Source organism: Comamonas antarctica (assembly GCF_013363755.1).
GTDB lineage: Bacteria > Pseudomonadota > Gammaproteobacteria > Burkholderiales > Burkholderiaceae_C > Comamonas > Comamonas antarctica.
Genome location: NZ_CP054840.1, coordinates 2265381 through 2290379 on the forward strand (window position 1 = coordinate 2265381; position 24999 = coordinate 2290379).

19 protein-coding genes are annotated in these 24999 nt (G+C 59.5%); 11 read left to right on the forward strand and 8 right to left on the reverse strand.

Going from position 1 to position 24999, the window contains the following annotated elements:
• Nucleotides 1–2: 2 nt before the first annotated feature.
• The 3 genes from HUK68_RS10645 to HUK68_RS10655 all read left to right on the forward strand — a co-directional run bounded on the left by HUK68_RS10645 (nt 3) and on the right by HUK68_RS10655 (nt 3534).
• Nucleotides 3–1595: an MFS transporter gene (locus HUK68_RS10645; RefSeq protein WP_175504118.1), complete on the forward strand. Its 1593-nt coding sequence runs from the start codon at nt 3–5 to the stop codon at nt 1593–1595.
• Between the two features lie 241 nt (nt 1596–1836).
• The gene (locus HUK68_RS10650) at nt 1837–2763 is read left to right on the forward strand and encodes an ankyrin repeat domain-containing protein (RefSeq protein ID WP_175504119.1); all 927 of its coding nucleotides are present in this window, start codon (nt 1837–1839) and stop codon (nt 2761–2763) included.
• Nucleotides 2764–3024: 261 nt separating this feature from the next.
• Complete coding sequence (locus HUK68_RS10655) at nt 3025–3534, forward strand: ankyrin repeat domain-containing protein (RefSeq protein ID WP_175504120.1); 510 nt, start codon at nt 3025–3027, stop codon at nt 3532–3534.
• A 332-nt stretch (nt 3535–3866) separates the two neighbouring features.
• Here HUK68_RS10655 and HUK68_RS10660 read toward each other — a convergent pair whose 3' ends face one another.
• From HUK68_RS10660 to HUK68_RS10675, 4 genes are all read right to left on the reverse strand, one after another.
• Entirely contained in the window at nt 3867–4886 is a 1020-nt protein-coding gene (locus tag HUK68_RS10660; protein ID WP_175504121.1) for an MBL fold metallo-hydrolase, read from the reverse strand.
• A gap of 624 nt (nt 4887–5510) precedes the next feature.
• Nucleotides 5511–6755 carry a hypothetical protein gene (locus tag HUK68_RS10665; RefSeq protein WP_175504122.1) on the reverse strand — a complete coding sequence of 415 codons (1245 nt, stop codon included), beginning with the start codon at nt 6753–6755 and terminating at the stop codon, nt 5511–5513.
• 79 nt (nt 6756–6834) lie between these two features.
• A complete protein-coding gene (locus HUK68_RS10670; RefSeq protein ID WP_175504123.1) occupies nt 6835–7947 on the reverse strand; it encodes a helix-turn-helix domain-containing protein in 1113 nt (370 codons plus the stop codon).
• The gene (locus HUK68_RS10675; RefSeq protein ID WP_175504124.1) at nt 7944–8585 is read right to left on the reverse strand and encodes a hypothetical protein; all 642 of its coding nucleotides are present in this window, start codon (nt 8583–8585) and stop codon (nt 7944–7946) included. Before HUK68_RS10675 ends, HUK68_RS10670 begins: the two co-directional genes overlap by 4 nt.
• Before the next feature lie 828 nt (nt 8586–9413).
• On the opposite strand from HUK68_RS10675, the gene HUK68_RS10680 reads away from it, so the two are divergent.
• From HUK68_RS10680 to HUK68_RS10710, 7 genes are all read left to right on the forward strand, one after another.
• Nucleotides 9414–11744 carry a P-loop ATPase, Sll1717 family gene (locus tag HUK68_RS10680; RefSeq protein ID WP_175504125.1) on the forward strand — a complete coding sequence of 777 codons (2331 nt, stop codon included), beginning with the start codon at nt 9414–9416 and terminating at the stop codon, nt 11742–11744.
• Nucleotides 11745–12500: 756 nt separating this feature from the next.
• Nucleotides 12501–13181, forward strand: coding sequence for a GIY-YIG nuclease family protein (locus tag HUK68_RS10685; RefSeq protein WP_175504126.1), 681 nt, complete (start codon nt 12501–12503; stop codon nt 13179–13181).
• Between the two features lie 135 nt (nt 13182–13316).
• Nucleotides 13317–13664 carry a hypothetical protein gene (locus HUK68_RS10690; protein WP_175504127.1) on the forward strand — a complete coding sequence of 116 codons (348 nt, stop codon included), beginning with the start codon at nt 13317–13319 and terminating at the stop codon, nt 13662–13664.
• A 9-nt stretch (nt 13665–13673) separates the two neighbouring features.
• The gene (locus HUK68_RS10695; RefSeq protein WP_175504128.1) at nt 13674–14150 is read left to right on the forward strand and encodes an RNA polymerase sigma factor; all 477 of its coding nucleotides are present in this window, start codon (nt 13674–13676) and stop codon (nt 14148–14150) included.
• A 21-nt stretch (nt 14151–14171) separates the two neighbouring features.
• Entirely contained in the window at nt 14172–15164 is a 993-nt protein-coding gene (locus HUK68_RS10700) for a FecR family protein (protein WP_175504129.1), read from the forward strand.
• Between the two features lie 118 nt (nt 15165–15282).
• Complete coding sequence (locus HUK68_RS10705) at nt 15283–17739, forward strand: TonB-dependent siderophore receptor (RefSeq protein ID WP_208458659.1); 2457 nt, start codon at nt 15283–15285, stop codon at nt 17737–17739.
• Nucleotides 17739–18941 (forward strand): PepSY-associated TM helix domain-containing protein, encoded by a 1203-nt coding sequence (locus HUK68_RS10710; protein WP_175504130.1) that lies wholly within the window; start codon nt 17739–17741, stop codon nt 18939–18941. The genes HUK68_RS10705 and HUK68_RS10710 overlap by 1 nt, the downstream gene beginning before the upstream one ends.
• 120 nt (nt 18942–19061) lie before the next feature.
• Here HUK68_RS10710 and HUK68_RS10715 read toward each other — a convergent pair whose 3' ends face one another.
• The gene (locus HUK68_RS10715; RefSeq protein WP_175504131.1) at nt 19062–19295 is read right to left on the reverse strand and encodes a hypothetical protein; all 234 of its coding nucleotides are present in this window, start codon (nt 19293–19295) and stop codon (nt 19062–19064) included.
• Between HUK68_RS10715 and HUK68_RS10720 the strand changes: the two genes are divergently transcribed.
• Complete coding sequence (locus tag HUK68_RS10720) at nt 19281–20384, forward strand: LysR family transcriptional regulator (protein WP_279614304.1); 1104 nt, start codon at nt 19281–19283, stop codon at nt 20382–20384. The genes HUK68_RS10715 and HUK68_RS10720 overlap by 15 nt on opposite strands.
• 24 nt (nt 20385–20408) lie before the next feature.
• Here HUK68_RS10720 and HUK68_RS10725 read toward each other — a convergent pair whose 3' ends face one another.
• From HUK68_RS10725 to HUK68_RS10735, 3 genes are all read right to left on the reverse strand, one after another.
• Nucleotides 20409–21365, reverse strand: coding sequence for a 3-hydroxyacyl-CoA dehydrogenase (locus tag HUK68_RS10725; protein WP_175504133.1), 957 nt, complete (start codon nt 21363–21365; stop codon nt 20409–20411).
• A gap of 123 nt (nt 21366–21488) precedes the next feature.
• Nucleotides 21489–22496: a Bug family tripartite tricarboxylate transporter substrate binding protein gene (locus HUK68_RS10730; protein WP_175504134.1), complete on the reverse strand. Its 1008-nt coding sequence runs from the start codon at nt 22494–22496 to the stop codon at nt 21489–21491.
• A 47-nt stretch (nt 22497–22543) separates the two neighbouring features.
• Nucleotides 22544–24997: a CaiB/BaiF CoA-transferase family protein gene (locus tag HUK68_RS10735; RefSeq protein WP_175504135.1), complete on the reverse strand. Its 2454-nt coding sequence runs from the start codon at nt 24995–24997 to the stop codon at nt 22544–22546.
• Nucleotides 24998–24999 lie beyond the last annotated feature (2 nt).

A 24999-nucleotide genomic window follows, 5' to 3' on the forward strand; every position in this document is an offset into this window, starting at 1 on the left:
ACATGGCCGATACCAAGAACCCATCGGCCGCGGGCAGTTTCGCGGCGCTGCGCCAGCCGGTGTTTGCCGTGCTCTGGGCCGCCACCGTGCTGGGCAACACCGGCAGCTTCATGCGCGATGTCGCGAGCTCCTGGCTCGTGACCGATCTGTCGGCCAGCCCGACGGCCGTGGCGCTGATCCAGACCGCGGCCACGCTGCCGATCTTCCTGCTGGCCATTCCGGCCGGCGTGCTTTCGGACATCCTCGACCGCCGGCGCTTCCTGATCTTCGTGCAACTGGTGCTGGCCTCGGTCAGCGGCACGCTGCTGCTGCTGTCGCACACCGGCGCGCTCACCGTCGAATACCTGATTGCGCTGACCTTCATCGGCGGCATCGGCGCGGCGCTGATGGGGCCGACCTGGCAATCCATCGTGCCCGAGCTGGTGCCGCGCGCAGACCTCAAGGGCGCGGTGGCGCTGAACTCGCTGGGCATCAACATCGCGCGCGCCATCGGCCCCGCCGCGGGCGGCCTGATCCTCGCGAGCTTTGGCGCGGCGGCGGCCTATGGCCTTGATGTGCTGAGCTATGTGTTCGTGATTGGTGCCCTGCTCTGGTGGAAGCGCCCCAAGGCCGTCGATTCCGGGTTGTCCGAAAACTTCGTGGGCGCGTTTCGCGCTGGCCTGCGCTACACCTGGGCCAGCCAGGAGCTGCACCGCGTGCTGCTGCGCGCCGCCGTGTTCTTCCTGTTTGCCAGCGCGGTCTGGGCGCTGCTGCCGCTGGTCGCGCGGCAGATGCTGGGCGGCACCGCCGGCTTCTATGGCGTGATGCTGGGCGCGGTCGGTGCCGGCGCGATTGCGGGTGCGCTGGTCATGCCGCATCTGCGCCGCTGGCTCGATGCCGACGGCCTGGTGCTGCTGGCCTCGGTGGTCAGCGCCGCGGTCATGGGCGCACTGGTGTTCGCGCCGCCGCAATGGCTGGCAGTCGTGCTGATGCTGCTGCTGGGCATGGGCTGGATCACGGCACTGACGACGTTCAACAGCGTGGCCCAGGCCATCCTGCCGAACTGGGTGCGCGGCCGCGGCCTGGCGGTCTACCTCACGGTGTTCAACGGCGCGCTCGCCGCGGGCAGCCTGGGCTGGGGCCTGCTGGCCCGTGCCATCGGCCTGCCCTGGGCGCTGGCCGCGAGCGCAGCCGGCCTGGTGATCGTCGCCCTGCTGTTCCACCGCGCCCGACTTCCATCCGGCGAGGCCGACCTGCAGCCCTCGAACCACTGGCCAGAGCCGCTGCTCGGCGAGCCCGTGGCGCACGACCGCGGCCCGGTCATGATCCAGATCACCTATCAGGTGCGCGCCGAAAATCGCCCCGCGTTTCTTGCCGCGATCCGGCGCCTGTCGCAGGAACGGCTGCGCGATGGCGCCTATGCCTGGGGCGTGATGGAGCACAGCGCCGAGAGCGAACAAATCATGGAATGGTTCCTGGTTGCGTCGTGGGCCGAACATCTGCGCCAGCACCAGCGCGTATCGAAAGCCGATGCGGATCTGCAGGGCGAGGTGCTGCAGTGGCACAGCGGTCCGGACAGACCGCAGGTGCAGCACTTTCTGGCGCTGGCGCGGTAGCCAAGCGGTTGTCCGCTGCAGAAACACGCAGGGCCTGCGCGCCTTGCGCGCCCACTGCCCGCGACAGGCGTGTTTTCAAAACGACAAATCCATCGCGGTCAACATCAAAACTCTATAGATAGATTAAATCTATGATGTAATAAATTCCAATAGTGAAATCAATTTCAACATCAGATGCGAAACCAGCTTCCACCCTGCCGTCCGCGTCCCATGCACGCCGAAGATACCGGAGGCACTGCCCATGCGTAATCCTCAGCCGGCCAACAGCACCGGGATGCATGCTCCCCCGTCTTCACCGTGTATCGAGGGCATGCGCCGGCCGCGGCCATCTACGGAAGAAGACGACGACGTCGTCACAGTGAAGCGAAGCTACCTGCCCGCAGATGCATTGGAACAGGATGCCGCGCAGCCGCTGCTGTCTGCGTCGGGTCAATGGTCGCCCTCTGCCACTGCGCAAACCCGCAACAGCGCGCCGGCCGCCGATGTGGAGTGGCAGCAGGTGCTCAACGAAGTGCTCGCGCATGCCGTTGAAACTCACGACCGCCACGGGGTGACGATCATGCTGAACCGTGGCGCGGATGTGAACTTCGTGGATCCGCTGACCGCCGATACTCCACTGCTCCTTGCGATGGACAACCTCGATGCAGGCATGACGGAGCTTCTTCTTGCCAGCGGCGCCGATCCGAATCTCGTGGACCCCATCAGCGGAAACACCCCACTGATGGTTGCGCTCTTCGAACAGAACCCGATCGCCGCCGGATTGCTGGTGGCATATGGCGCAGATGAAGATCTTGCCAACCCTCGCAACGGGCAAACCGCCTGGCTGATTGCACAGCGGCATGGGTATGGGCAGGAACTGGGCACGCTGCTTGCGCAGCGCCAGTCATGCGAGGAGCAGTCCGACTCCGACTCCGACTCCGGGCCGCAGCCTTTGCCGGTGCGGGCTGACGGTCAGGACAATGCCCTGCCCTTGCCGGGCGCAGTGAACGGCTGCGAAATCGACGGTACGGACACCTGTGAAATCCTGCAGGAAACGTATGCTGAAGTGCACGTGACCGTCACCTGCCCGGCCGTCAGCAGTGACTCGACAGATACCGCATCCCCAGGCCATTTATACGCATACCTGCTGGGCGCCCTCTCAGCGCCATGGCAAACCTACCCGGCGTGAAGGCCCAACAGCTTGTATGTGTTCATCTGACCCGAGTTGGAGACACTGGGTGTGGCCACACCACCAGAACCCTCAGGAATTTCCACATGCAAAACCAGCTGCGGCTCCCTCATCCACTGTCTGTTTACTCCAGAGTCGTGAAAGCAACTGCAAATGCGTGTTCCCAGGCCAGCCAACAGCACAGGCGTGTGCGCTCCCCGGTTTCCACCAGGTATCGCGGGCATGCGCCGGTCACGGCCGCCTGAAGAAGAGGACGACGACGTGTTCACGGCCGGGCGAAGCTACGTTGGCCCAGACCTCCTGGAGCAGGATACCGCGCAGCCCCTGCTGCCCGCAATGGTTCCAGCGGCACCGCGCGCCACGGGCGAAACCCTTATGGCCGCACTGGCGGCCGATGCGCAGTCGCAACTGATGCTGGACAGGAGGCTGATCGACGCGGTTGAACGCGCGGAGCCCCTGGAAGTGTGGAGGCTGCTAAAGGGTGGAGCGAATGTGAACTTCGTCGATTCGCGGACCGGCGTCACCCCCCTCATCGTGGCAATGTCCATGCCTTTTGGGAACACGATGAAAATTCTGCTGGCGCACGGTGCAGATCCCAATTTCATCAATCCCTTCGACGGGAACACCCCCAGATGGTCGCGCTCTACAGCAGCAACTTTCACGCCATCGGGGTGCTGGTGGAACATGGCGCAAATGAACATCTTGCCAATCCATACAACGGGCATACCGCCTGGGGGATTGCGCAGTGGCAAGGGGTTGGGCATGAGCTGAGTGCGATGCTCGCGCAACGCGATTCACGCGTGGAGCAGTCCGGCACCGACCCTGCCCCGCTGCCATGGTCGGCAAGAGCTGACAACCAGCACAATGTCCAGGTGTTGCCAGGAGCAGTGAACCCCGACGATACCGATGGCATGGAGACGAATCAGACCATGTCGGACATCGACCTTCCCACGCCAGTTGCCGCTCCCTACCCGGCTGTCATCAATGTCCCGGCGCACATCGAACCGACAGGCGTTTTGCTCCCTTTCTTGCCGACAGCTCCTTGCGGGCCTTGGCACACCAATTAGGCGCCATGTTGCCGGCCTCCGGGCCGGCATCCCGCATCAAGGCATCAGCGCAAACCGGTCGCGCTGCGCCAATGCGCATTGATTCATCACCGTCAACGTGCGCTCGACGGTGGATTGGCCAATCACAAAAGGATTGGCAGGCGTGCCCGGGTCCTGGCGCAGTTTCTCCAGCTTGGCCTGCGAACCATCCATGCGCGAATGGTTGGACAGCATCACATCGATGCCCTCGCTGCGCGAAAGACTGGCCATGCGCTGCGTGGAGGCGCCATAGGCTTCAAGCCGCGGTATGTCCTTGCCGAAGTTGAAGCCCGTGCCGCCCCACAGCAGCACGCGGTGCGTCTTGCCCTGCCACGCCACATCGAACACCGAAGCCAGCGTGCCCCAGGTGTGGCCGGGAATCACATGCAGCGTGACACTGGTGTTGCCCAGCGTGATGCGGTCCCCATCCTTGACCGAGATATCGCGCTTGGGCGGCGCCCCCCAGATCGGCGTTGCGAACTCCAGCCGCGTTTCGGTCATGGTCCAGTCCAGATCGCTCATCACCACCCGCGCACCATACTTCTGCGCGAGATACGGCGCACCGCCATAGTGGTCGCCATGCCCATGCGACACGATGATGTAGCGAATGCGCGCCGGATCCAGCCCCTGCTTGCGCAACCCGCCCTCGATCAGCGTCGCAGCCTCCATGGGCGTGTTCAGCGCATCGATCAGAATGATGCCCTCGGACGTATCGATGGCCCAGGCACTCGACCAGTCGCCGCCCACGAAATACAGATTGTCAAACGCCCGCCCCGGCGGCGGAGCCGGCTTGCCAATCAGCGCCCGCAACCCCTTCTCCATATCCTCCTGCCCCGCCCGCGCAGCCGGCGCCGGTTTGCACAGCGTGAGCACTTCGCCCAGGTCGGTTCCGGCGGCTCGGGTAGCTGCATGGACATGTGCGGCGACCGTTGCCTCCGAAGGTGCTGCAACTTGTTTCGCTGTGCCGCCGCAGCCATAAAGGCTGGCAATGCCGGCCAGCAGGCAGAGGCTTAGAGTGCGTTGTGAGAGGGGTTTCATTCAGCTCGGCTCCGTGCTTTTTTGTTGGCTGTTGCTTATCTCGCGACTGTGAAATCGGAGTTGACGACATGTTTGTTGATTACATCCCAGTGACCGTATCGCATTCTTCGAGCCGCCCTGTCCGTCGGCTGACGACGGACTCTGCGATGTGGGTCAGGACTGTGTCTGCTACCAGCTGCCATTTGACAAGGGAATCGTGCCTGATAAGTTGACCCTGTTGGGACGCTGTGGCGACAACGTACCGCATAGGTGCTCGGCAGTGCGCAACACAGTGAGAGATATGATGCGTCAATAATTTTAAATTAAATCATTGACTACTAAAAAAGCCCAAGGGAATGGGCACAGAGAGGGGTGATTTCAGGGCGAAAAAACGGTACCAATGCAATGCCCTGGACTACTTATCGCGAGTTATCGGAGTAGGCATAGCCCTAGCATTCCAAACCTATGTTCGAAAACGCGCAAAAGCTCATGTGTTCCTATCAGCTGCCAGCAGCCCAACCTGCGGCACCTGATGACCGAGTGCTTCAGGCTAATTGCCGCCGGTCAGGTTTGACCATCGAACAGCAAGCTGACGTCGAGATCTGTCATTAGCCATCCACACGGGCAGCGGGCATCACCGTTCCGCTATATTGGCACGTGAAACACGAGCACAGTCAAGAATAACTCGCGGTTCTTGTCGCCGCTGCTATGAAGGACGTATCGGACGCCACTCTCGTGCGGCCATGTAACGGCACGCTTAAAATTTTCGTGCGCCTTGGCTACAGCGTCGATGCCGGTGAGGACAGTCGAGGTCTGGGTACCGCGAATAAATACGAGGATCGCCATTTTGCCATCGCGCCAGGTCGCGTAGCCGAGGAGCTGGTCGATTGCTTCGCGAAACGCCTTCGGCCCCTTCCAAAACTTGCACTCGGCAATGAAGACGTTGCGGTCGCCCTCTCGTAGAAGAATGTCGGTTTTACCTCCCATATTGAAGGTCTCGCCCGTCGCCTTTCCTTCAAACTGACCGTTGAGCTGCACAAGAAAGTGCTGCCGCAGGGCTTCTTCGTTCATGGACTTGAAGGCATCGGGACTGCGCTCCATTACCAACGCCATGTCCTGAACGACTTTCAGAATGCGTTCGTACAACTCCATAGCAAGCGCCGGTTCCGGCTTGAACTGCGCCGTTGTCGTAGGCGGTAGGGTCAGGACTGCCTTGCGCTTTACCGTCGGAAGCGCGTAGGTCTTCGGCGCGTCGGCCCGTCGCCGGATCGGGATACCGAGCGCCTCCGCGCGCTGCGACTGCGCAAGCAGCCGTTCGCGACGTTGGTGGATCGACTGCCCTGCAGCGGCGGAGAGATTCTGGTTGTGCGCATCGATCATCGGACGCTGCCATCCCAGATACTGCTCAATCTCTTTCAGGGTCTGTTCGGCAAGTGCGCGGATGTCGCGGGGCTGGTCGGCAGGTGTGTCGTACCGAAGAACGACTTCGTTTTTTTCGATGACAGCGCGAGGCGGATTGAGCGAATACGTGCTGGCCTTCGCGTAAAACAGCTCGCTCTCGCCCTCAAATGGGATATGGACTTCGACACGCCCGCCTGCCACCATGACCGGGCGGCTTCGGTCATCGATAAAGCGCATAGGATCGTGCCGGACATCGACCGGTACGTTCTCATGATCGGCATACCACTTGTCTCGTTGCAACGTGATCGGTGTTATGCCGTATTTCTCAACCAAATAGCGCTTCAGGTCCTCGGGCGGTGTATTGAGTAACCGGTTTTGGTCGAGTCCTTCGACTTCCTGATACATCTTCTGTAGGTTTAGTCGTATGGAATGCTCAAGGTCATGGGTGATGAATAGAAGTCCTTTGCTTTTGTCGATGGTGCCGAACATCCGCTTCTCCCGCCCTAAATCAGATAGCCATTGTTTTCACAGTGTGTTCAGAACACACCCCTCAACCGATGAGACAGGCCTACTCACGCCCACCCTCGATCACTTGCAAGACTGGCCGCCGCGGACGGCTTTGCGCCTGCGCATCACCTCCCAGCGCGGTAAGCGCTAAGCCGAAGACCAACTCGTCGAGTTCGTTGACGTGTACGGCGAGTTGATCGGCAATATCGGCGCGCGTCATTCCATCCTCTCGCAGTGCAGCGAACACCTTTTGGAAGACCTGTGACGTCTCTCGGGGCGCACTATTTGGCTCTGACTTCTGGTAGCCACGTTGCGCCATCTCGATGCACAGCGATCTGTAGTGCCACTCGTTGACTAGTTTCAGATCTTTTAACCTGTAGGCAAGCGCTCCGACAGAGACTGTCCAGAACACCTTGTGTGAGATCAGTTGGTCTACAGTGGCCATGACAGGCGCGTTGGCTAAAACGCTTCCTTCCGACATTAGGAACGCCGATGCGAACTCGTTGGCTTGACGTTCAGCGTCCTTGACCTTCGGGCCAGCATGACGATGAAGGACTAAATGCCCGAGTTCATGGGCGGCATCGAAGCGGCTGCGTTCACAGGACTTCATCGTATTGAGGAACACGAACGGTGTAGACGCATGCCACATGGAGTAAGCGTCCACATGGACAGTGTCTAGCGACAGCGAGAACACCCGCACGCCACGCGCCTCCAGCAGATGCACCATGTTCTTGACAGGTAGTTCGCCGAGGCCCCAGATTCGGCGGAGTGCGGCTGCAGCCGCAGCAGGACTGGACTCGTGGCTGAGGTCAGGCAACTGCGCCGCCGGCAACTCGAAGCGCTGCTCGATCCATTCGTTCAACATGAGCGCGACCGCGCCAGCGCCTAGCGCTGCATCCCGCTGACCAGCTGTCATCTTCGACATGGACCGGAAGCTGACTACGTCGGGTGTCAATTCCTGCACGTCCGATCCAATAAAAAACTGCACTGGGAAGTGCAGTTGATCAGCTAGAGCGAGAAGCCTTTCTCTCTCAGGCTTGTACTCCCCACTCTCGTACGCAGTAACTGCCCGCACATCTGCGCCGATGAGCTCCGCCAACTTCTTCTTTGTTAGCCCTCGACGTCGACGAGCAAGGCATAGGCGGTTCGGGTTGAACTGTGCACCGTAGCTCATGCCTTCCGCCGAACCGAAACGTCGATGTCAGGTTGGACAGGGTGCATGATCACCACCTGTTCGCCATCAAGCGGCTGAGCTCGCAAGATAATCCGTTCCTGCCACACGGAAACGCGGCCGTCGCTACCGACGTTTAAAGGCAAGGACAACTCCGCACGCAACTCGTTCTTCGCGTAGTGCGCCAGCAAAATCCAGGTCGTCACTTTCTCTTCTTCGTCTTGAAGTGGCACGGGCAATTCCATGCCCGGCAGGTACAGCTGCAAGCTCCTATTGATTTCGATAGCGCCCGCGGTATTCGGCCCCTTTGAAGAGGTCGTAGCAGGCTCAGCATGCAGAATGCCAGTTGCCTCATTGCCGGTGGAGACGATGATCGAAATCGAACCGTCGGGGCTTACGGTTTTAGGCGAGTTCTGATCGTTAAAGCGCGTCCATCCCTCAGGCTTCAGCACGTCGCGCAGCGTACGGACAGCTTCGCTCCACGCCGCGATGGGTGGAAACAATGGGGGATGATTCTCGGTGCAGTTGGCTCTGGCGATGTAGCCAGCCATGACCGCGCGCAGCAACGCCGCTTCACTTAAGCCAAGCTGCTGCAGGCGGGAGAGGACGGAGGAAGGTTCAGCATGCAGGGTCGCGGCCATCGTAGCTTTCGGAAGTTTAGCTTTCAGAAATACTACCACAATTGCTTTACAAAAACAGGAAGCTTGGCTTCAGATTTATCAATAATTGTCGAGGATCTGAGCGACTGCTTGGTACCATGCTGGAGTACCGCTCTAGGTAGCGAACTGCCACTCATGCTGGAGCGCGAAGCGCGTGCAACCACTGCAATGCCAAAGCTAGTGCTAAAGGCAGTATTAGGCTGAATCCGACGCTCAGCACAAATAACTCCAACGGCGGCTACGGGCCCGAAGCGGACTGTCGCGCATGCTCGCTGATGCAGCATGCAAGTAGACAGGTGGCACGTCGGGCTATGCCAAAGGCCCTTAGCGTTGAACTCGAATGAACTTTCGCGTCGATCGGCTACAGCTCCAGTACCAGCGCTGGGGAGGTCGTATGCTCTTAGCAAGCTCAGATTATCTGAGCGCGAAGAACGCTTTCTGCAACACCAAGTTATCAAGGCACCGGCCAAGATGGCAGGCGATGTCTGGGCTCCCTCCAGTTCCGCTAACCCTCGCTCTTCAACTTGGTATGCGAGCTACTAGGCTGCGGTCTAGTCGTCCTATGTTCTACGACATGGCTTAGAGGAATAGTCAATTACGCGCATCATCGCCCAGCAGCTCAAAGCCATACTCCGTTTAGCGCGGAATCACAGTCGCAACCGAGACACCTAACGGAGTGATCAAGCACTCTGAGCAGGCGACAGCGTTTGGTTAGGAAGAGGAAAATAGCGGATGTAATAGTTACGCGCCGCTATAATACTGATTGACTGCAAGGCCCTTATCAATTTCGTTTTGCCCGATTGAACAACTATGACTAAGACTATCGGATTCTTTGCATACCCCTCGGCCCCTGCAGATATCGGTCGAACCATCGAAACAGCAACCTCAACCGCTTCCAGGGGCTCACCCAACATTTATATTAAGACATGGAAAGCTCTCGACATAATAGGCCACTTCATCTCTAGCGAAGTACTCTCTGAGATCGATGCAGCAGATTTTCTCATTGCGGATATCAGCGAGTTAAATTTCAATGTCACCTACGAGATTGCATATGCAATAGGAAAAGGAAAGCGAGTCCTTCTTGTCAAAAATAAAAGTCTCAACCCAAGAGGACTAAAAATATCTGACGTAGGAATATTCGACACCCTTGGTTACAAAGAATATCAGAACTCCGCGGAACTACAGGCATTCTTATCAGACCCTCAAATTTCCCGAGCTATTGACACATCAGCCCCGCTCAATATAAAAGCACCAGTTTACTTGCTAGACACTCCATCGAAAACAGATTGGTCAAACAGGATTATATCAAGAATAAAAAAGGCGGGATACACGTTCAGGAATTTCGATCCAAACGAGTCTCCGCGATTATCTGCGCACGATGCCATCACTCAAGTATCCCAATCATATGGGGTCGTGGTTCCTTTGCTATCAATGGTCCACGCCGGGGCAACAATTCACAATATGCGTGCCGCGTTCATAGTGGGTTTAGCTGATGGAATGGGGAAAACCAAAGTTCTTCTGCAATCAGGTGACGATCCTGTGCCGCTGGACTACCGAGATTTTGTAGAGGCGACGTATCATCCCGACGACGTCAACAAGTCCATCGAATCGTTTGCATCTGGCGTGACCAAAGCATTTCAGCACAACGATACTGCAACCACAAAACAAAGTCTATCATTTCTAAAAAATCTAAATCTCGGAGCCACATCCGCTGAAAATGAAATGCGAGATCTCGAGCGTTATTACCTCGAGACAGATCAATACCTAAAATCTTTGCGTGGAGAGGCTCATTTAGTCGTTGGGCGAAAGGGCTCTGGAAAGTCTGCAATTTTCCTTCAAATTCGTGATGCAGAGCGCGAAAAGAGCCGAAGTAAAAATGTCGTTCTCGACTTGAAGCCGGATGGATACAAACTTATAAAATTCAAGGAACGCATTCTCCAGTTTTTGGCAGAGGGCACCTTTCAGCACACAATCACCGCTTTTTGGGAATATGTACTTCTGCTCGAAATATGCTACAAAATTCTAGAGAAGGATAAAAACCGGCATATTCACGATCACGATTTATACGAACCCTATCGCGAATTGCACGAGCTCTACTATGGTGATGGAAACTACTCCGAAGGAGATTTCTCCGAACGAATGTCCGCATTAATGGAAAAGATCTACTCAGAGTATCAATCCAAGTATGGCAGCGAGCAAGGTGTTAGCCTGAATTCATCCGAAGTCACTGAGCTCCTTTATAAGCATGACGTAAAGAAGTTAAAATCCACATTGTCGGATTATCTTACTCACAAGGATATACTTTGGCTTCTGTTTGACAATATCGATAATGGCTGGCCGACTTCAGGCCTGAAGCACGAGGATCTATTAATGATCCGAACACTTATTGATGCGACTCGAAAAATTGAAAGGCAGTTCAGCAGCCGGGACTTTAAAGTCCGCTCAGTTGTATTTCTTCGCAATGACGTGTATGAATTATTAGTTAAAGAAACTTCCGATCGCGGCAAAGAAGCAAGCGTACTACTGGACTGGACTGACGCAGATCTGCTTCGCGAAATGGTTCGTCTTAGGATAGTTTCCAATGGTCTTGACGAATCGCTCGATTTCAAGTCTGCATGGCTTCGAGTTTTTGCGAGCCATCACAAAGGCGAGGAGACTTCACAGTTTCTTATCGAGCGTTCTTTAATGCGTCCGCGCTTCTTGTTAAATCTCATAAATCACTGCAAAAGCTTTGCAATCAATCTAAATCATGATCGCATCGAAACCAGTGATATCGAAAAAGGCATCGCTGCCTACTCCGCTGATTTACTTCGCGACATAGGCTTTGAACTTCAAGATGTGTCAAGCGAAACAGAGGGAATTCTTTATGCTTTTGTAGCATCATCACCCGAACTTTCTGAAATTGAAGTTCGTAATAAACTAAAAGAATCAGGACTGGATGATGAAAGGGCTTTTCGCGTAATGGACCTTTTATTATGGTATGGATTTCTAGGAATACGAATTAACTCGGATGAGCCAAAGTTCATTTACGACTTCAGCTACAATAAAGCTTTGATGGACGGTTTAAAAAGGAATTCCGTTCAAGCAGTGAGCCTTGTTATAAATCAGGCTTTTTGGCCTGGCCTCTTGATAAACGGATAATTTTTTCAAAATATTGCCAACGCTATGCCTACTACTTCTCATAAGACGATTGAAAAAATGCCCGGTCAATCCGAAATCATGGGCTGCAATAGACATGAAAGCTCTTTACTTGCGTAGCGAATAGGTATTGCCCCGCCGACCCTAATCTGATAGCGAGAATAAGCTTTGATGTTAGAAAACCGCTCCAATCTAGCTGTTCGCGTCTACGCAAGCTATAAAACCGTGACGACAACAATTTGGCCAGACCATGTACTGTCTCTTCTGAGCAAGCGGTAGGAATCGCTGATCGGACATCGGATGCTTATGAAGTTCTCACCTTGTTCAATGGTCTTGGCTCCACTTTAATATGTGGCCCGCGAAAGCGAAGCTTAAGGCGACAGGCTCTTCCTTCATCAGCTGGCGCATTTTAGTAACGATAACGCATTACTTATCGTGATTTAAAATAATTGCAGCACCATTTAAGTCAATGTTTATTGCGATGCATTTTTAGCCGTTACCCATATAAGGACCGGCCGGGTGCACCCCAGCAACTTTGTCAAGCAGAAAAATAAGATGGAAACCGTGCCACCAGTAAGTAGAGTATGGATACCGATGCTTGATCTTGCAAGCTCCTCTCACTAGAGTAATAAGTTAGGATTTTCATATATGTCGATTAAGCCGTTCGCACTCGCGTTGAAACATGGTTTAACCCATCAGGTTCCGCTTGCAACAAAATAGCTATCACTTCAGGGTCAACTCACGTCAAAAAAGGCAGTCATGGAAGTTGTTTTCGAACCCACACGATCATTTTGCTATAAATTTGGCCGTTATACAGTCATTCCAGAGATAGAAGCAATGGCAGAATTAGCTACTGGCGTTGATTTTCGACTTAAAGATTTGGCTCAATTAGTCATCAACAAGTATCTGACACCCGAGCAGCAGCAGATACGCCTAAAGAAGGCACATTCGGAAAAAACCGATGCGGTTCACTCGATCGTCAAATTCTTCGTTTCTTTCATTACGATGGAGCAAGAGTTATTCGTGTCGCAGGGCAAGGGCATATTCCGTGCCAAAACTGAAGAGGACATCGACGATGACGATGTCGAAGAAGCCGCCCTCATAGACGGCGATGAGGAAGCAGCAGAGTTTGAGGGGTGGGTGTACGCCTTCACCTTTCCGATACTGCAACGCCAAGATGCGCCGTTTCCTATAAAAATTGGTAAGACCCTTAAGGACGTAGAAGATCGCGTGGCACAGCAATGCAAGGGATCAGCGTCGTTCGACAATCCAGTGATCCTAGGTAAGTGGCAGGTCAACCGAGTTGGACACACCGAGCTTGCTGTCCATAACGTTCTTAAAGCCCGTGGTAAATGGCGAGAGAATGTTCCTGGCGTGGAGTGGTTCGACACGACGATTGGAGAGATTGAGTCTATTCTTAACTTCGTTCGGGTGACTTAAGTAACGATAAGGACCCCTTACCGCGAGCAAATCAAGGCGAAGCCCGCTCCGTGCCGTGCCGTGCCGTGCCGCTCCGTGCCGTGCCGTGCCGTGCCGTGCCGTGCCGTGCCGCTCCGTGCCGTGCCTTGCCTTGCCGTGCCTTTTCTTGCCAAGACCATTATTGGTTTGTTGCGCCCACGTTGCTGTTTCACGCATTTTGACCTCCCAACGTCGGCGCAGGCCGAACGAGCTCAACTGGACACGAGGATTGCATCAGCCTGCAACAGTGCAGCCAGAGAGGTTCTGGCCGAGATGTTTGAACTGGTGAACGAATTTGGCTTAGCCGCCCGCCAGGTGTGTCCCTGCCAGTCCTCGGTGAAGATATCCCTGCTCCCTAAGAAGAAGTTCGGGAGGCCGGTACAATTCTGGCTCTCTCCTTCCCAGCAACAGGTCGACCTTGACGATCTCAGCCAATTCAGGAGTTCTCTTTCTGAATCCGGCTGAGGTGTGCCTGTGCCCGAGCACTATTACAGAGAACTGCTGCGGTATTTCACCCGCAGCGCAGGCGACCGCGATGTCGCCGCGGACTTGGTGCAGAGCGCCTACACCCGAATCTATGCGTTGCAGCGTGCTGGTGGCACGGTGCTGGACGCCCGCGCCTTGCTGTATAAAACGGCTCGCAACCTGGCGGCCAGCCGCGCGACTCGCCGGGAGGCTGAGCAACGCGTGTTGGATGCGCTCAGCTTGGTGGCGCCGACCAGTGCGCCTTCGGCCGAAAGCTCGGCGATGGCCCGTCAACAACTGGGCTTGTTTCTCCAGCGTCTGGAGGCCATGCCGCGCAAACGCCGCGACGTGTTCATTCTGGTTCGCATCTACGGCTACAGCTACCGGGAAGCCGGGGAACACCTGGGCATGACAGAAACAAATATCGAACGCCACGTCATGCGAGGCATCCTCGATTGCGCGGGCTATGCGCCTTCGCGTTCCTGATGAGGGAAAAGATCAAACACCATGGGATTTTCTGAACCTGCTCGCAAGAAGGTGGAAGAAGCCTTGCTGCTGGTCGGCCGTATGCATCGTGCAGACCCTGACTCCGCAATGGCGGCGGCGCAGGAACTGCAACGCTGGCGTGCAGGCACGGCAGAATGCCGCGCGGCGCTGGAAACAGCCGAACGCCTATGGGCTAGCACCGATGGCAGCTTCCTGCAGTCGAGCGTGCCGCAGCCCCAGGCTCACGATCACCGGCGCGCGAGGCGCAACACCGTGGGCTTGCTGGGCTTAGGAGGAGTCGCTGTGATGTTGTGGGCCGGCGGGCGCTGGTACTGGCAACAGCCAGTCTACGAACTGGCGCTGCAAACCGGGCATGCTCAACAGCGCGACATGCGCTTGCCCGACGACTCGGAGATCAGCCTGGCGCCCCACACGCGCATACGCATCGTGATGTACCGCGACCGGCGCGAGGTCCGGCTCGATCAAGGCCAGGTGCGCTTCCGTGTGGCACAGGACATCGGACGCCCATTCACCGTGGCCACCGAATGGGGCCGTGTCCGCGTGCTCGGCACCGTGTTCAGCGTTGGCGCCCGTGCGGGCCGGATGCGGGTGGAGGTTGCCGAGGGCCGGGTCGCCGTCTGGCCCTTGGACCGCACCGGGGCGGCGGCGTACTTAGAAGCAACGCCTCCCGTCAACTTGACGGCTGGGTATGCCATTGAAGCGGATCAGAGCGGTCAGGTACATAGCATGCAGGTGGCCGCCGACAGCGTGGCGGCCTGGCGCAACGGCTGGCTGGTGTTCCACAACACCCCACTGGATCAGGTCCTTGCCCAATGGAATGACTACCTGTCGCGGCCATTGCTGCTGGGCAGCCACCCGCGGCTCCAGCAGCTGCAGCTCTCGGGGAGCTTTCCTATACGCCAACCGCAAGCGTTTCTGGCCGGACTGCCCGATATGCTTCCGGTGCGTATTCAGCGCAATGCGACGGGCGATGTGACGGTGGAACTGCGTTGAGCCGCATGCCCCGTGCGCGCTCACGCAGCATTGTTACAAAATAGCCAGGGATCTTTTGTCAGGGTTAGAGCTGCTCGTTGGTCTTCTACGGGAACACCCCTCAACGCAAGCCCTTTCCATGAACAAAAATCATTCAATAGCGCTAACCGAATCCTCGTTTAACCGATCGCCCTTGGCCAAGGCTGCCTTGGTCTGGGCAGCGACAGTCAGCCTTCTCGCCATGGCTCCCGCCGCCAAGGCACAGAATGCGGCGAGCGAGCCACGCGTGCCAACCGCCGTGCCTGCGCAAGCCTTGGCACAGACGCTCAGTACGTTGGCGCGACAAACGGGCGTCGCGATTGGCGCGGATGCGGCGCTCTTGCAAGGCCAGTCCGCCCCCGAGTTACCGGCCGGGCTCACGCTGCAACAAGCAATGGACCGGGCTCTGGCTGGCAGCGGACTGATGGCAGTTCGCAGCGGGCCGAACACCCTATCCATTCGCCCACAGCCATCCGCCAGCCCCGGCACGGTCGCGCTTCCTGCGGTGACAGTCACCGCCGCCAGGGACACGGAAACCGCCACTGGTCCCTTGACAGGCTATGTGGCACGCCGTGCCACGGCGGGGAGCAAGACCGATACGCCCATCATCGAAACCCCGCAGTCAGTCTCGGTGGTCACCAGCGATGAACTGCGCAGCCGCCAGGCAGAAACCTTGTCCCAGGCGCTGAACTACACGCCGGGCGTCACCACCCAACCCACCAGCTTCAGCCGCACGGCCGACCGTTTCCGCATCCGCGGCATGGATGTGGAGTCGGCCAACGGCGGCTCCATGCGCGATGGCCTGCGGCTGCAAAGCAACTCCTACGATGGCATTCAAGAGCCCTATGGCTTGGAACGGGTGGAAGTGCTGCGCGGAGCGGCTTCGGTGCTCTATGGGCAGTTGTCGCCCGGTGGGGTGGTCAACGCCGTCAGCAAGCGCCCCACGTCAGAGCCCCTCCGAGAGCTGGGCTTGCAGCTGGGCAACCACGACCGCCGCCAGTTGACGGCAGACTTCAGCGGCCCCGTGGCCGGCAGTGACACACTGGACTACCGGCTGACCATGCTCGGGCGCGACAGCAATACCGCAGATCGCTACATTCCGGACGACAAGCTGTACATCGCACCCGCCCTCACCTGGCGGCCGAGCGCGGACACCTCGCTGACCTTGCTGTCGTTCTACCAAAAGACCAACACGCGCTTTTCCGCCCCCCTGCCGTACCAACTGGTTGAGGGCGTGGGCGAGGGCCCCTACTTCATCGGCCGTGGCGAATTCATTGGCGAGCCCGACTACGACAGGATGAAAGGTGAGATGTTCACGCTGGGCTACGAGCTGAGTCACGCGCTGAACGCCAGCACACGCCTGCAGCACAGCCTGCGCTTCTTCGAGTCCAAGGTGACCTGGAACTATCTGCAGGCACAAACGAGTGCAGCGGCCATTGCCGCAGCAGCCTCCACGGGTGTGCTGCGCCGCCAGTACAGCGACCGGCAAGAACACGCCAAGGGCCTGGCATCCGACACCCGCGTGGAGTGGAACGGCAAGCTGCTGGGCGCTGAACACAAAATGCTGGTAGGCCTCGATGCCTACCGCATGGACTATGACTCGAAGAACTTCCGCGCCAATACCTCGTCCCTCAATCTCAGCAGCTACAACTATGGCCAGCCGGTCGTGGTCAACCGTGATCCTGCGCTGGACCGCGGCTCGCGCCGGATAACCACGCAAGCCGGCCTGTACGTCCAAGACCAAGTCAACCTGGGAGACCGCTGGACCATCCTGGCCGGCCTGCGCCGCGACTGGGCACAGCAAGACCAGACCGCGCACCGCGACGGCAGCAACGCCGTGCAAAAGGACGAGGCCACCACCTGGCGAACCGGTGTGGTTTACAAGGCGTCCAACGGACTGGCACCATATCTGAGCTACAGCGAATCCTTCTTCCCGGTTTCGGTGTCCGAAGTGTCTGGTCAGAGCTTCCGGCCCACCAAGGGCAAGCAGTACGAGGCAGGCGTGCGCTACCAGCCCGATGGCAGCCGGATGCTGTTGAGCGCTGCCGTGTACGAGCTGGTGCAGGACAACGTGCTGAAATTCGATGCAGGACAGAACACCTATCGTCAGACGGGACAGGTGCGGTCACGGGGCTTTGAGCTCGAAGCCAAGGCTGAAGTCTCCCGGGCACTCAGCGTCATCGCGTCCTATGCCTACACCGATTCAAAGATCTCACGCAGCACCATTGCCAGCGAGATAGGCCAGCGCAGCGAAGACACGCCCTACCATCAGGCAGCCCTCTGGGCCGACTACAACTTTGCCTCCTGGGGCTTGCCACAGCTGCGCCTGGCAGCAGGGGCGCGCTACAAGGGCAGCACCCGCGCATCAGGAATTGTCACCGCCATGCCGGCATACACGGTCTTTGATGGGATGCTGGGCTACCGCTTCGACGCCCACTGGGACCTCAACGTCAACGTGAGCAACGTCATGGACAAGAAGTTCACCAACTGCGAGTTCTCCATCTGCCACTACGGTGACGCCCGCCAGGCCAGCGCCAACCTGACCTACCGCTGGTGATGCCGCAGCGCAAAGCATCGCTGCGGGGCTGCCTGGTCGTCGCCCACCGGCTCGCCGGGCTGACGCTGGCGGCTTTCCTAGTATTGGCAGGGTTGACCGGCAGCCTCTTGGTGTGGAACGCCGAGCTGGATGCCGCCTTGAACCCGCACTGGTTTCGGACCACGGCTTCCAACACCAACGACCAACCGATGGACGCACTGGAGCTGCGCGACGTGGTCCAGGCACGCCATCCCCATGCCTTGGCCGCGCGTGTACCTCTGGCGCAGGAGCCAGGCCATGCCTTGGTGTTTCTGCTGCGCCCGCTGCCGGGCAAGGCGCCGTTGGAAAACGACCAGGTATTCGTGGACCCCAACAACGGCCAATTCCTCGGCGAGCGGCGCTGGGGAGACATCACCCAAACTTGGCGCAACCTGATGCCTTTTGTTTATCGCCTGCATTACTCGCTGGCGCTGGGGGCGGTCGGGACCTGGCTGCTGGGCCTGGTGTCGCTGCTGTGGATGCTCGACAGCATCGTGGGTTTTGCCCTGACGCTACCGGCAAGCGCGAAGAGCACCCAGCGCCCATGGCTGGGGCGATGGGCACGTGCCTGGAAGCTGGAGATGCACAGCCGCTGGCGCGCCACCTTCGACCTGCACCGTGCCGGCGGTCTATGGCTGTGGCCCATCCTTTTCGTTCTGGCATGGAGCAGTTTTGCCCTCAACCTTCCGCAGTGGCACGACCCCATGGTGCGAATTTTCAGCATGCAGCAGCCTGGCACCGGTGAACTGCCACGCCGCACTCAGCCCCTGCGGCAGCCCACACTTGACTGGAAAGCAGCCCACCTGCGGGCACAAGATCTGATGCAGGAACAAGCTTCGCTGCGCGGCTTCTCGGTGTCGGGGGAAAGCTCGTTGGCCTACGACCCTGTGCGCGGGCTGTACCGCTACGACGTTCGCAGCAGCCTGGACGTCACGGACCGCGGTGGCAGCACGAGGCTGTTTCTCGATGGGGAAACCGGCATCCTCGTCGCCACCTGGCTGCCCACCGGAGCGGCCGGGGGCGACACCTTCATCACTTGGATGAGCAACCTGCACATGGCCAGCGTGGGAGGGGTAACGTACAAGCTGACCATCACCTTGGCAGGATTGGTTGTTGCCATGCTCAGCCTCACCGGCGTGCTGATCTGGCTGCGCAAGCGCAGTGCGCGGCGCAAGTCCGGATGACCTTTTGAGCGACAGCCAAGGACCTCTTTGGATCGGCTGCTGGCCGACGCAAACCACCACGAGCGCGAATCCAAGCCTTGTTGCACTGACGCACCGAATCTGGATTCAGAGAACGACAGCTTACGTCGGCAGCAGACATTGGGCACAAGGGGCTGCGCCGACCTGCCCGACCAGGCGCAGAATTGCTTGCTGCATCGTAGGCTTACCATTCTTCAGCACCAATGGGCGCCAGTGATATGTCCGCATGCCGTAAACAGCGTCACGCGTGTTTTTGGATTGCAGCGCCATGGCCAGGCGCAGTTTGCGCAGCTGCAGCTGCTCGCGGGCTTTGCGGACGGAATGGGCGATCAGCATGCCCTCTCGACTATTGCCAGCCACTGCGCACTGCATCTGGCGGCCGCTGCCCGGGTCCTGCATGCAGCGGCACAACTGCACCCGCAGCCACCGCTTCTGCGACACAATTCATCCTTAGCCTGGACAGTGGCAGCAGATCGAAGTGGGGTGACAGTGGATATCAGACAGTTGCGGACCATCTTGGCCATCGCCGAAACCGGTAGCCTGACGCGGGCGGCAGAACTTCTGCATGTGGTTCAGCCGGCGCTGTCGCGGCAGCTTCGGCAACTGGAAGAGGAGTTGGGCACGCCCCTGTTCGCGCGCAATCGGTTGGGGATGGTCCTGACCGTGCCGGGGCGACGCTTCGTGGATCAAGTCAGGCTCTCGCTGCAGGGCCTGTACCAGGCCAAGGCGGACATCGGCGCGGCGGCGGCGAATCTGATGGGCTCGGTGTCGATCGGCATGCTGCCCGCCCTGGCCACCACGCTGGCCGGTCCCCTGGTGATATCGCTCAGGCGCCAGTACCCTGACCTGAAGGTGCGCATCGCCACCGGCTTCACCGATTTCCTGCAACACAGCCTCGAGCACGGCAAGCTCGATATCTGCCTCATGGGCGACTACCTGCAATCGGAATTGCTGCATACCTCGCCGGTATTTCGCGAGCCCCTGTATGTGGTGGGATTGCCGAGTTCAGGACTGTCTCCGGCCGCGCCCGTGGGCCTGGCGGACGTCGCAAAGATGCCTCTGGTCGTTCCCGAAGCCGAAAGCCTGCGCAATGTGATTGACCGGGCCTGCACCATCATCGGCGTCGATCTGAATCTCGTGGCGGAATCGGACAGCACGGCCGTTCTCCTCGAGCTGGTCGAACGTGGCGTGGGCTTCACCATCCTGCCGGTCATGCCGATCGCCTCCATGCTCAAGGACAAGCGCCTGGTGGGCGCGCCCATCATCGCGCCGCCCCTGCGCCGTACGGTCATCGTCGGCAGCCCGGTCATCAATCGCACTCCGCATACGGTGAAGGCCCTGCACGCAGAACTCGTCGGCCTGCTCAAGCCCATCGTGACGGGCTTCGCGGATGTCGGGGTGGAATGGCTTGCCAAGGAAAGCTGAGCGCCTCCCCTGTCCCATCAGCGATTAGCTGGACGCGTCGTTGGCCGCGTGCTCCTTGCGCATTCTTGCCAGCTGCATCAGCTGCTGGTCGCGCCATTCGACGCGTGCCTCCCACTGGTCCAGCGGCAGCATCGCCCGGCGCTGCGCCACCACGTTGGCCACCAATTCATCGGTCCACGGGTCGTTTTGACCGCGCTCCTTGCCCATGCGTTCATAGGCCGGGCCCAGCTTTCGCGCATGCGCGGCGATGCCGCCGCGCGTGTTGAGGTCAGCGGTCTCGAACGGACCTATTACCGACCAGCGCAGTCCCAGGCCATTGCGAACCACCTTGTCGACATCTTCCACTGACGCCACGCCGTCGCGCACCAGGCAATAGGCCTCGCGCAGCAATGCGCCCTGCAGGCGGTTGAAGACAAAGCCTTCCACTTCCCGCTGGACCACGATGGGGCTCATTCCCACCTGCTGGAAATAGGCGCTGCAGCGCTGCACCACCGCCGCATCGGTGAACGGCGCGGGAACCAGTTCCACAATGGGAATCAGGTACGGCGGATTGCCCGGATGCGCAATCAGGCAGCGCTGGCGCGTGGCGAGTTCCGAACAAAAGCTGGACGCCGGCAGCGCCGAGGAGGCACTGCACAGCGGGACCTCGGGTGCCACATGGCGCTCGAGCTGCGCAAAGAGTTCGCGCTTGATGTCGAGGACTTCCGGCACGCATTCCACCACGAGATCGCAATTCGCCACGGCGCTTTGCAGTTCAGGCGTCACCTCGATGCGTGCGGCCACCACTTCGGGCTCGCCCTCGAGCAGGCCCGCGGCGCTGAGCATCTTCAGCCTTGCGTCGATCTCGCCGGGAATCAAGGCGCAGCGTTCGGGCGACTGCTCGAAAATCCGCACGCTCTTGCCGGCGCGGGCAAATTGCAGTGCAAAAGCCACGCCAATGCTTCCGCCACCGGCCAGGGCTACATTCTTGAACTGATTCATCTTCTTCCTTTATCGATGGTGCGCTGGCGGTCTGCATTCCCGGCCAGGTCCAAGGCTTGCCGCCAGCCGGGTGCCCCGGATTGCGCCGCTTTCCGATGCTATGCAGGGATCAGTAGCGGACCCTCAATCGAGCGAGATTTTCTCTCGCTTGACCACTTCAGCGAGCTGCTTGACCTCGGTGGCAATGCGATTGGCAAAATATTGCGGACTTTGCATCACCACCACACCCTGCGCGCTCAAGGCCGCATGGGCGGCGGGCACGGCCATTGCCATCTTGGCGTGCGCATAGAGTTCCTCGACAATGGCCGCCGGCGTGCCGGCGGGGGCCAGCAGGCCCAGCCAGAACTTGACGTTGATATCCGGAAATCCGGCCTGGGCCATGGTCGGCACGTCGGGCATTTGCGGCAGTCGCTCGTTGGACGTCACGGCCAGCGCTTTGAGTTTGCCGGACTGAATCTGCGGAACGCTCGCCAGGGTGTCAAACGAACTGTTCACTTCACCGGCCATGACGGCCATGCTTGCCTGGGACGCGGCTTTGTAGGGGACATGGGTGGTCTGGATGTTCGCGCTGTTGCTCAACATGGCAAAGCCCAGGTGGGCAAGATTGCCGGCCCCGGCCGAGCCGTAGGTCAGCTGCGAAGGCTTGCGCCGGGCGTAAGCAATCAGGTCCTGCACGGAGTTGATGGCGTTGCTTTTGGCCCAGTCGGGATTGACGTTGAGAATGAACGGCGCATCCAGCACCACCGTGATCGGAACCAGACTGCTGGCCTTGTACGGCGAATTCCTGTAGATCAGCGGATTCACGGTGATGCTGCTGCTGTTCGTGGCCAGCAGCGTGTAGCCGTCGGCTGCGGCACGCGCAACTTCGGCAACGCCAATGGAGCCATTGGCGCCGCCCTTGTTGTCGATGATCACCGGCTGGCCCAGCGACTTTGCCATCCCGTTGGCAAGCATCCGGGCCATGGTGTCGGTGATGGAGCCGGCCGGGAATGGAACCACGATGCGAATGACTTTTGCGGGCCACTTCGCTTCCTGGGCCCATGCCGGGGACGCGGCCCAGGGCAGCGCCGCTGCGCCTGCAACACCTGCGGAAGCGGCCAGAAAATCACGACGCGAGCTGAACTTGTTCATGTTTTGTCTCCTCAGATTGATGGATTTGAAATGCCCTGGGAAGCGCCTCAGGCCCGCTTCCTTGTAGCCACCGTTCCCGTTATCCCGCTGCTCTCCAGCGCATCCACCTGCCCTGCCGTCAAGCCTGTCACGCGCGAGAACACCTCGCGGCTGTGCTCGCCCAGCGTCGGGGCCACGCGGCATATTTCCAGCGGCTCCTGGCTTTCGCGAAACCACGGCGTGGTCGCAAGGTACTCTCCCAGATGCGCGCGCCGCACCTTGCGGAAGAAGCCGCGTCCGCGCAGATGCGGATCGTCGAGAACGTCCCATATCGGCTTCACGACGCCCGCGCTGACGCCCGCACGCTGCAGCAAACGCATGGCCTCCTCTGCAGGCCGCCGACTCGTCCAGGCCGTGATGGCCGCATCGATCTCTTCCCGTTGTGCGCGGCGTGCCGTGACACCCCACAACGCAGCGTCCAGGCCGAGTTCAGCCGCCATCACGACGGTCGCCAGGGATTTCCATTGCACGTCATTGACAACGCTGACCACCAGCCAGGCATCGTCGCCCGCACAGCGATAGATGCCGTGCGGCGCAAAGACCGGATGCAGATTGCCCTGGCGCCCACGGGTGCTGCCGTTGAGCGATTGCTCGATCAGAAACGGCGCGGCCAAGGGCAGCATGCACTCCACCTGCGAGAGATTGACATGCCGGCCGTGGCCGGTGCGCGCCTGCACCAGCAAGGCCAGCAATGCCGCCGCTCCCGCACTCACCCCTCCTATGGGATCCCCATAGGCATAGGAGGTCAGAGACGGCGGATTCTGCGCAAAGCCGGTATGGTGCGGCAGTCCGCTGGCCTGCTCCAGCGTGCCGCCGTAAGCGCGCACCCCGCTCCACTCGTTGCCGATGCCGAATGCGGGCATCGAGACCATCACCAGCCGGTCGTTCACCTTGCGCAGGGATGCGTAGTCGAGGCCCAGCTTGGGCAGGACCTCGGTCGAATAGTTCTCTATGACCATGTCGGCGGATTTCACCAGCTCGAGAAACAGCGCACGGCCATCGGCATGCGTCAGGTCGAGCGTGACACCCAGCTTGTTGCGGTTCATCAACGCGAAGTTGGAATTCTTCTCGTAAAGACGGTCCCGGTAGAACTCCTCGGTGAAATGCGTGCCGCGCCACCAATCGGGGTACTGCGTTCCCTCCACCTTGATGACCTCGGCGCCAAAGTCCGCCAGCGTCCGCGCCGCCAAGGGGCCGGCCCAGCCCATGGTGAGGTCGATGACACGCATCTTGCGCAGCGGCTGCAGGCCTTCTGCGGCCCTGGTCCGCCCGGCTGCGCAGGCCAGCGCGGCCTCGCTGCGGTAGTGCTCGCTGTGCGCGCCTTTTTGCGCCGCGACGCCGCCGCGCAGCGGGCCTGCGTCGCCCAGTGGAAACGGCACGCCGACACCCTCGAAACGGCTGGCTCCTGACTCGATCGGAACAAAGGCCGCGCGTTCGCGGTGCACCTTCTGCGCCAGCAGTTCAGCCATCGTGGGAACCAGCACCGCGGGAAATTTTGCGCTGCCCAGCAGCTCGAACCACTCGCTGGCCGTTCTGGTCAGCAACGCCGGCTGCAAAAATGCATCGATTTCATCGGCGTGGCTGATACGCGTCGGGCCGCTGACAAAGCGCGGGTCGTTGGCAAACTCCGGCCGGCCGATGGCGGCGCACAGGGTGGACCACTGCGGCAAGGTGTGCGCAAAAAGGCCGATCCATCCATTTTTGGTTGGGTAGATGCCTCCGGGATGGGTCGTGCAGAAGCGATTGACGCCCAGACGGGCCAGTGGATGGCGTCCGTCCTGCACCATGCCGGCTTCCATCTCGACGACCGTGAAAGCCGTCTCGTGAATGCTCAGCACATAGCGCCGGCTGCCGTCGGATTCGCCCAGCAATGCGGCCACGGCACTGGAAAAAGCCGCCAGCCCCGCGACGATTCCCGTCTGCAGGTCATGCGGCAGATGGGGTGGCCCTTCCACGGCACCGCTGCCATGGACCGCTCCCGCCAGCGCCCGGCACACTGCGTCAGAACCCACGAACTGGCTGTAGGGGCCGCTTTCACCGAACCAGGTGAGATACACCTCGATCGGCAGCTTGGCACTTGCGGTGTCCCCGCTTCGGCGGCAGACAGGATGGCCCAGTATTTCCACGCCCTCGCGCAACGCCCGGGCATCGAGCACCACGTCGCAGCTCATGGCCAGACGCGACAGCCATGCATGCTCCTCGATACTCTGGCCGCGCAGCGTGACACTGCGCTTGTTGGTGCCGAGCCAGACGTTCAGTGCGCTCTGGGGTGCCTGGCCAGCGTTGTTCAGCAGGGGGGGGAGATGGCGCAGTTCGTCGCCGTCACCATCCTCCACCTTGATGACTTCGGCACCGAAGTCGGCAAAGAGTTTCCCGGCATAGGCCAGGGCCGACCCGGTACCTATTTCAAGCACCCGTATTCCGGTCAGGGCCAGCTGGCCCGAAGTTTCAATCTTGGTCACAG

Excerpts from the sequence above, each read along its gene's own strand:
- HUK68_RS10645 (WP_175504118.1), top strand. The coding sequence starts at position 3 with ATGGCCGATACCAAGAACCCATCGGCCGCGGGCAGTTTCGCGGCGCTG.
- HUK68_RS10650 (WP_175504119.1), top strand. The coding sequence starts at position 1,837 with ATGCGTAATCCTCAGCCGGCCAACAGCACCGGGATGCATGCTCCCCCG.
- HUK68_RS10660 (WP_175504121.1), bottom strand. The coding sequence starts at position 4,886 with ATGAAACCCCTCTCACAACGCACTCTAAGCCTCTGCCTGCTGGCCGGC.
- HUK68_RS10665 (WP_175504122.1), bottom strand. The coding sequence starts at position 6,755 with ATGTTCGGCACCATCGACAAAAGCAAAGGACTTCTATTCATCACCCAT.
- HUK68_RS10670 (WP_175504123.1), bottom strand. The coding sequence starts at position 7,947 with ATGAGCTACGGTGCACAGTTCAACCCGAACCGCCTATGCCTTGCTCGT.
- HUK68_RS10675 (WP_175504124.1), bottom strand. The coding sequence starts at position 8,585 with ATGGCCGCGACCCTGCATGCTGAACCTTCCTCCGTCCTCTCCCGCCTG.
- HUK68_RS10680 (WP_175504125.1), top strand. The coding sequence starts at position 9,414 with ATGACTAAGACTATCGGATTCTTTGCATACCCCTCGGCCCCTGCAGAT.
- HUK68_RS10685 (WP_175504126.1), top strand. The coding sequence starts at position 12,501 with ATGGAAGTTGTTTTCGAACCCACACGATCATTTTGCTATAAATTTGGC.
- HUK68_RS10700 (WP_175504129.1), top strand. The coding sequence starts at position 14,172 with ATGGGATTTTCTGAACCTGCTCGCAAGAAGGTGGAAGAAGCCTTGCTG.
- HUK68_RS10705 (WP_208458659.1), top strand. The coding sequence starts at position 15,283 with ATGAACAAAAATCATTCAATAGCGCTAACCGAATCCTCGTTTAACCGA.
- HUK68_RS10710 (WP_175504130.1), top strand. The coding sequence starts at position 17,739 with ATGCCGCAGCGCAAAGCATCGCTGCGGGGCTGCCTGGTCGTCGCCCAC.
- HUK68_RS10720 (WP_279614304.1), top strand. The coding sequence starts at position 19,281 with ATGGGCGATCAGCATGCCCTCTCGACTATTGCCAGCCACTGCGCACTG.
- HUK68_RS10715 (WP_175504131.1), bottom strand. The coding sequence starts at position 19,295 with ATGCTGATCGCCCATTCCGTCCGCAAAGCCCGCGAGCAGCTGCAGCTG.
- HUK68_RS10725 (WP_175504133.1), bottom strand. The coding sequence starts at position 21,365 with ATGAATCAGTTCAAGAATGTAGCCCTGGCCGGTGGCGGAAGCATTGGC.
- HUK68_RS10730 (WP_175504134.1), bottom strand. The coding sequence starts at position 22,496 with ATGAACAAGTTCAGCTCGCGTCGTGATTTTCTGGCCGCTTCCGCAGGT.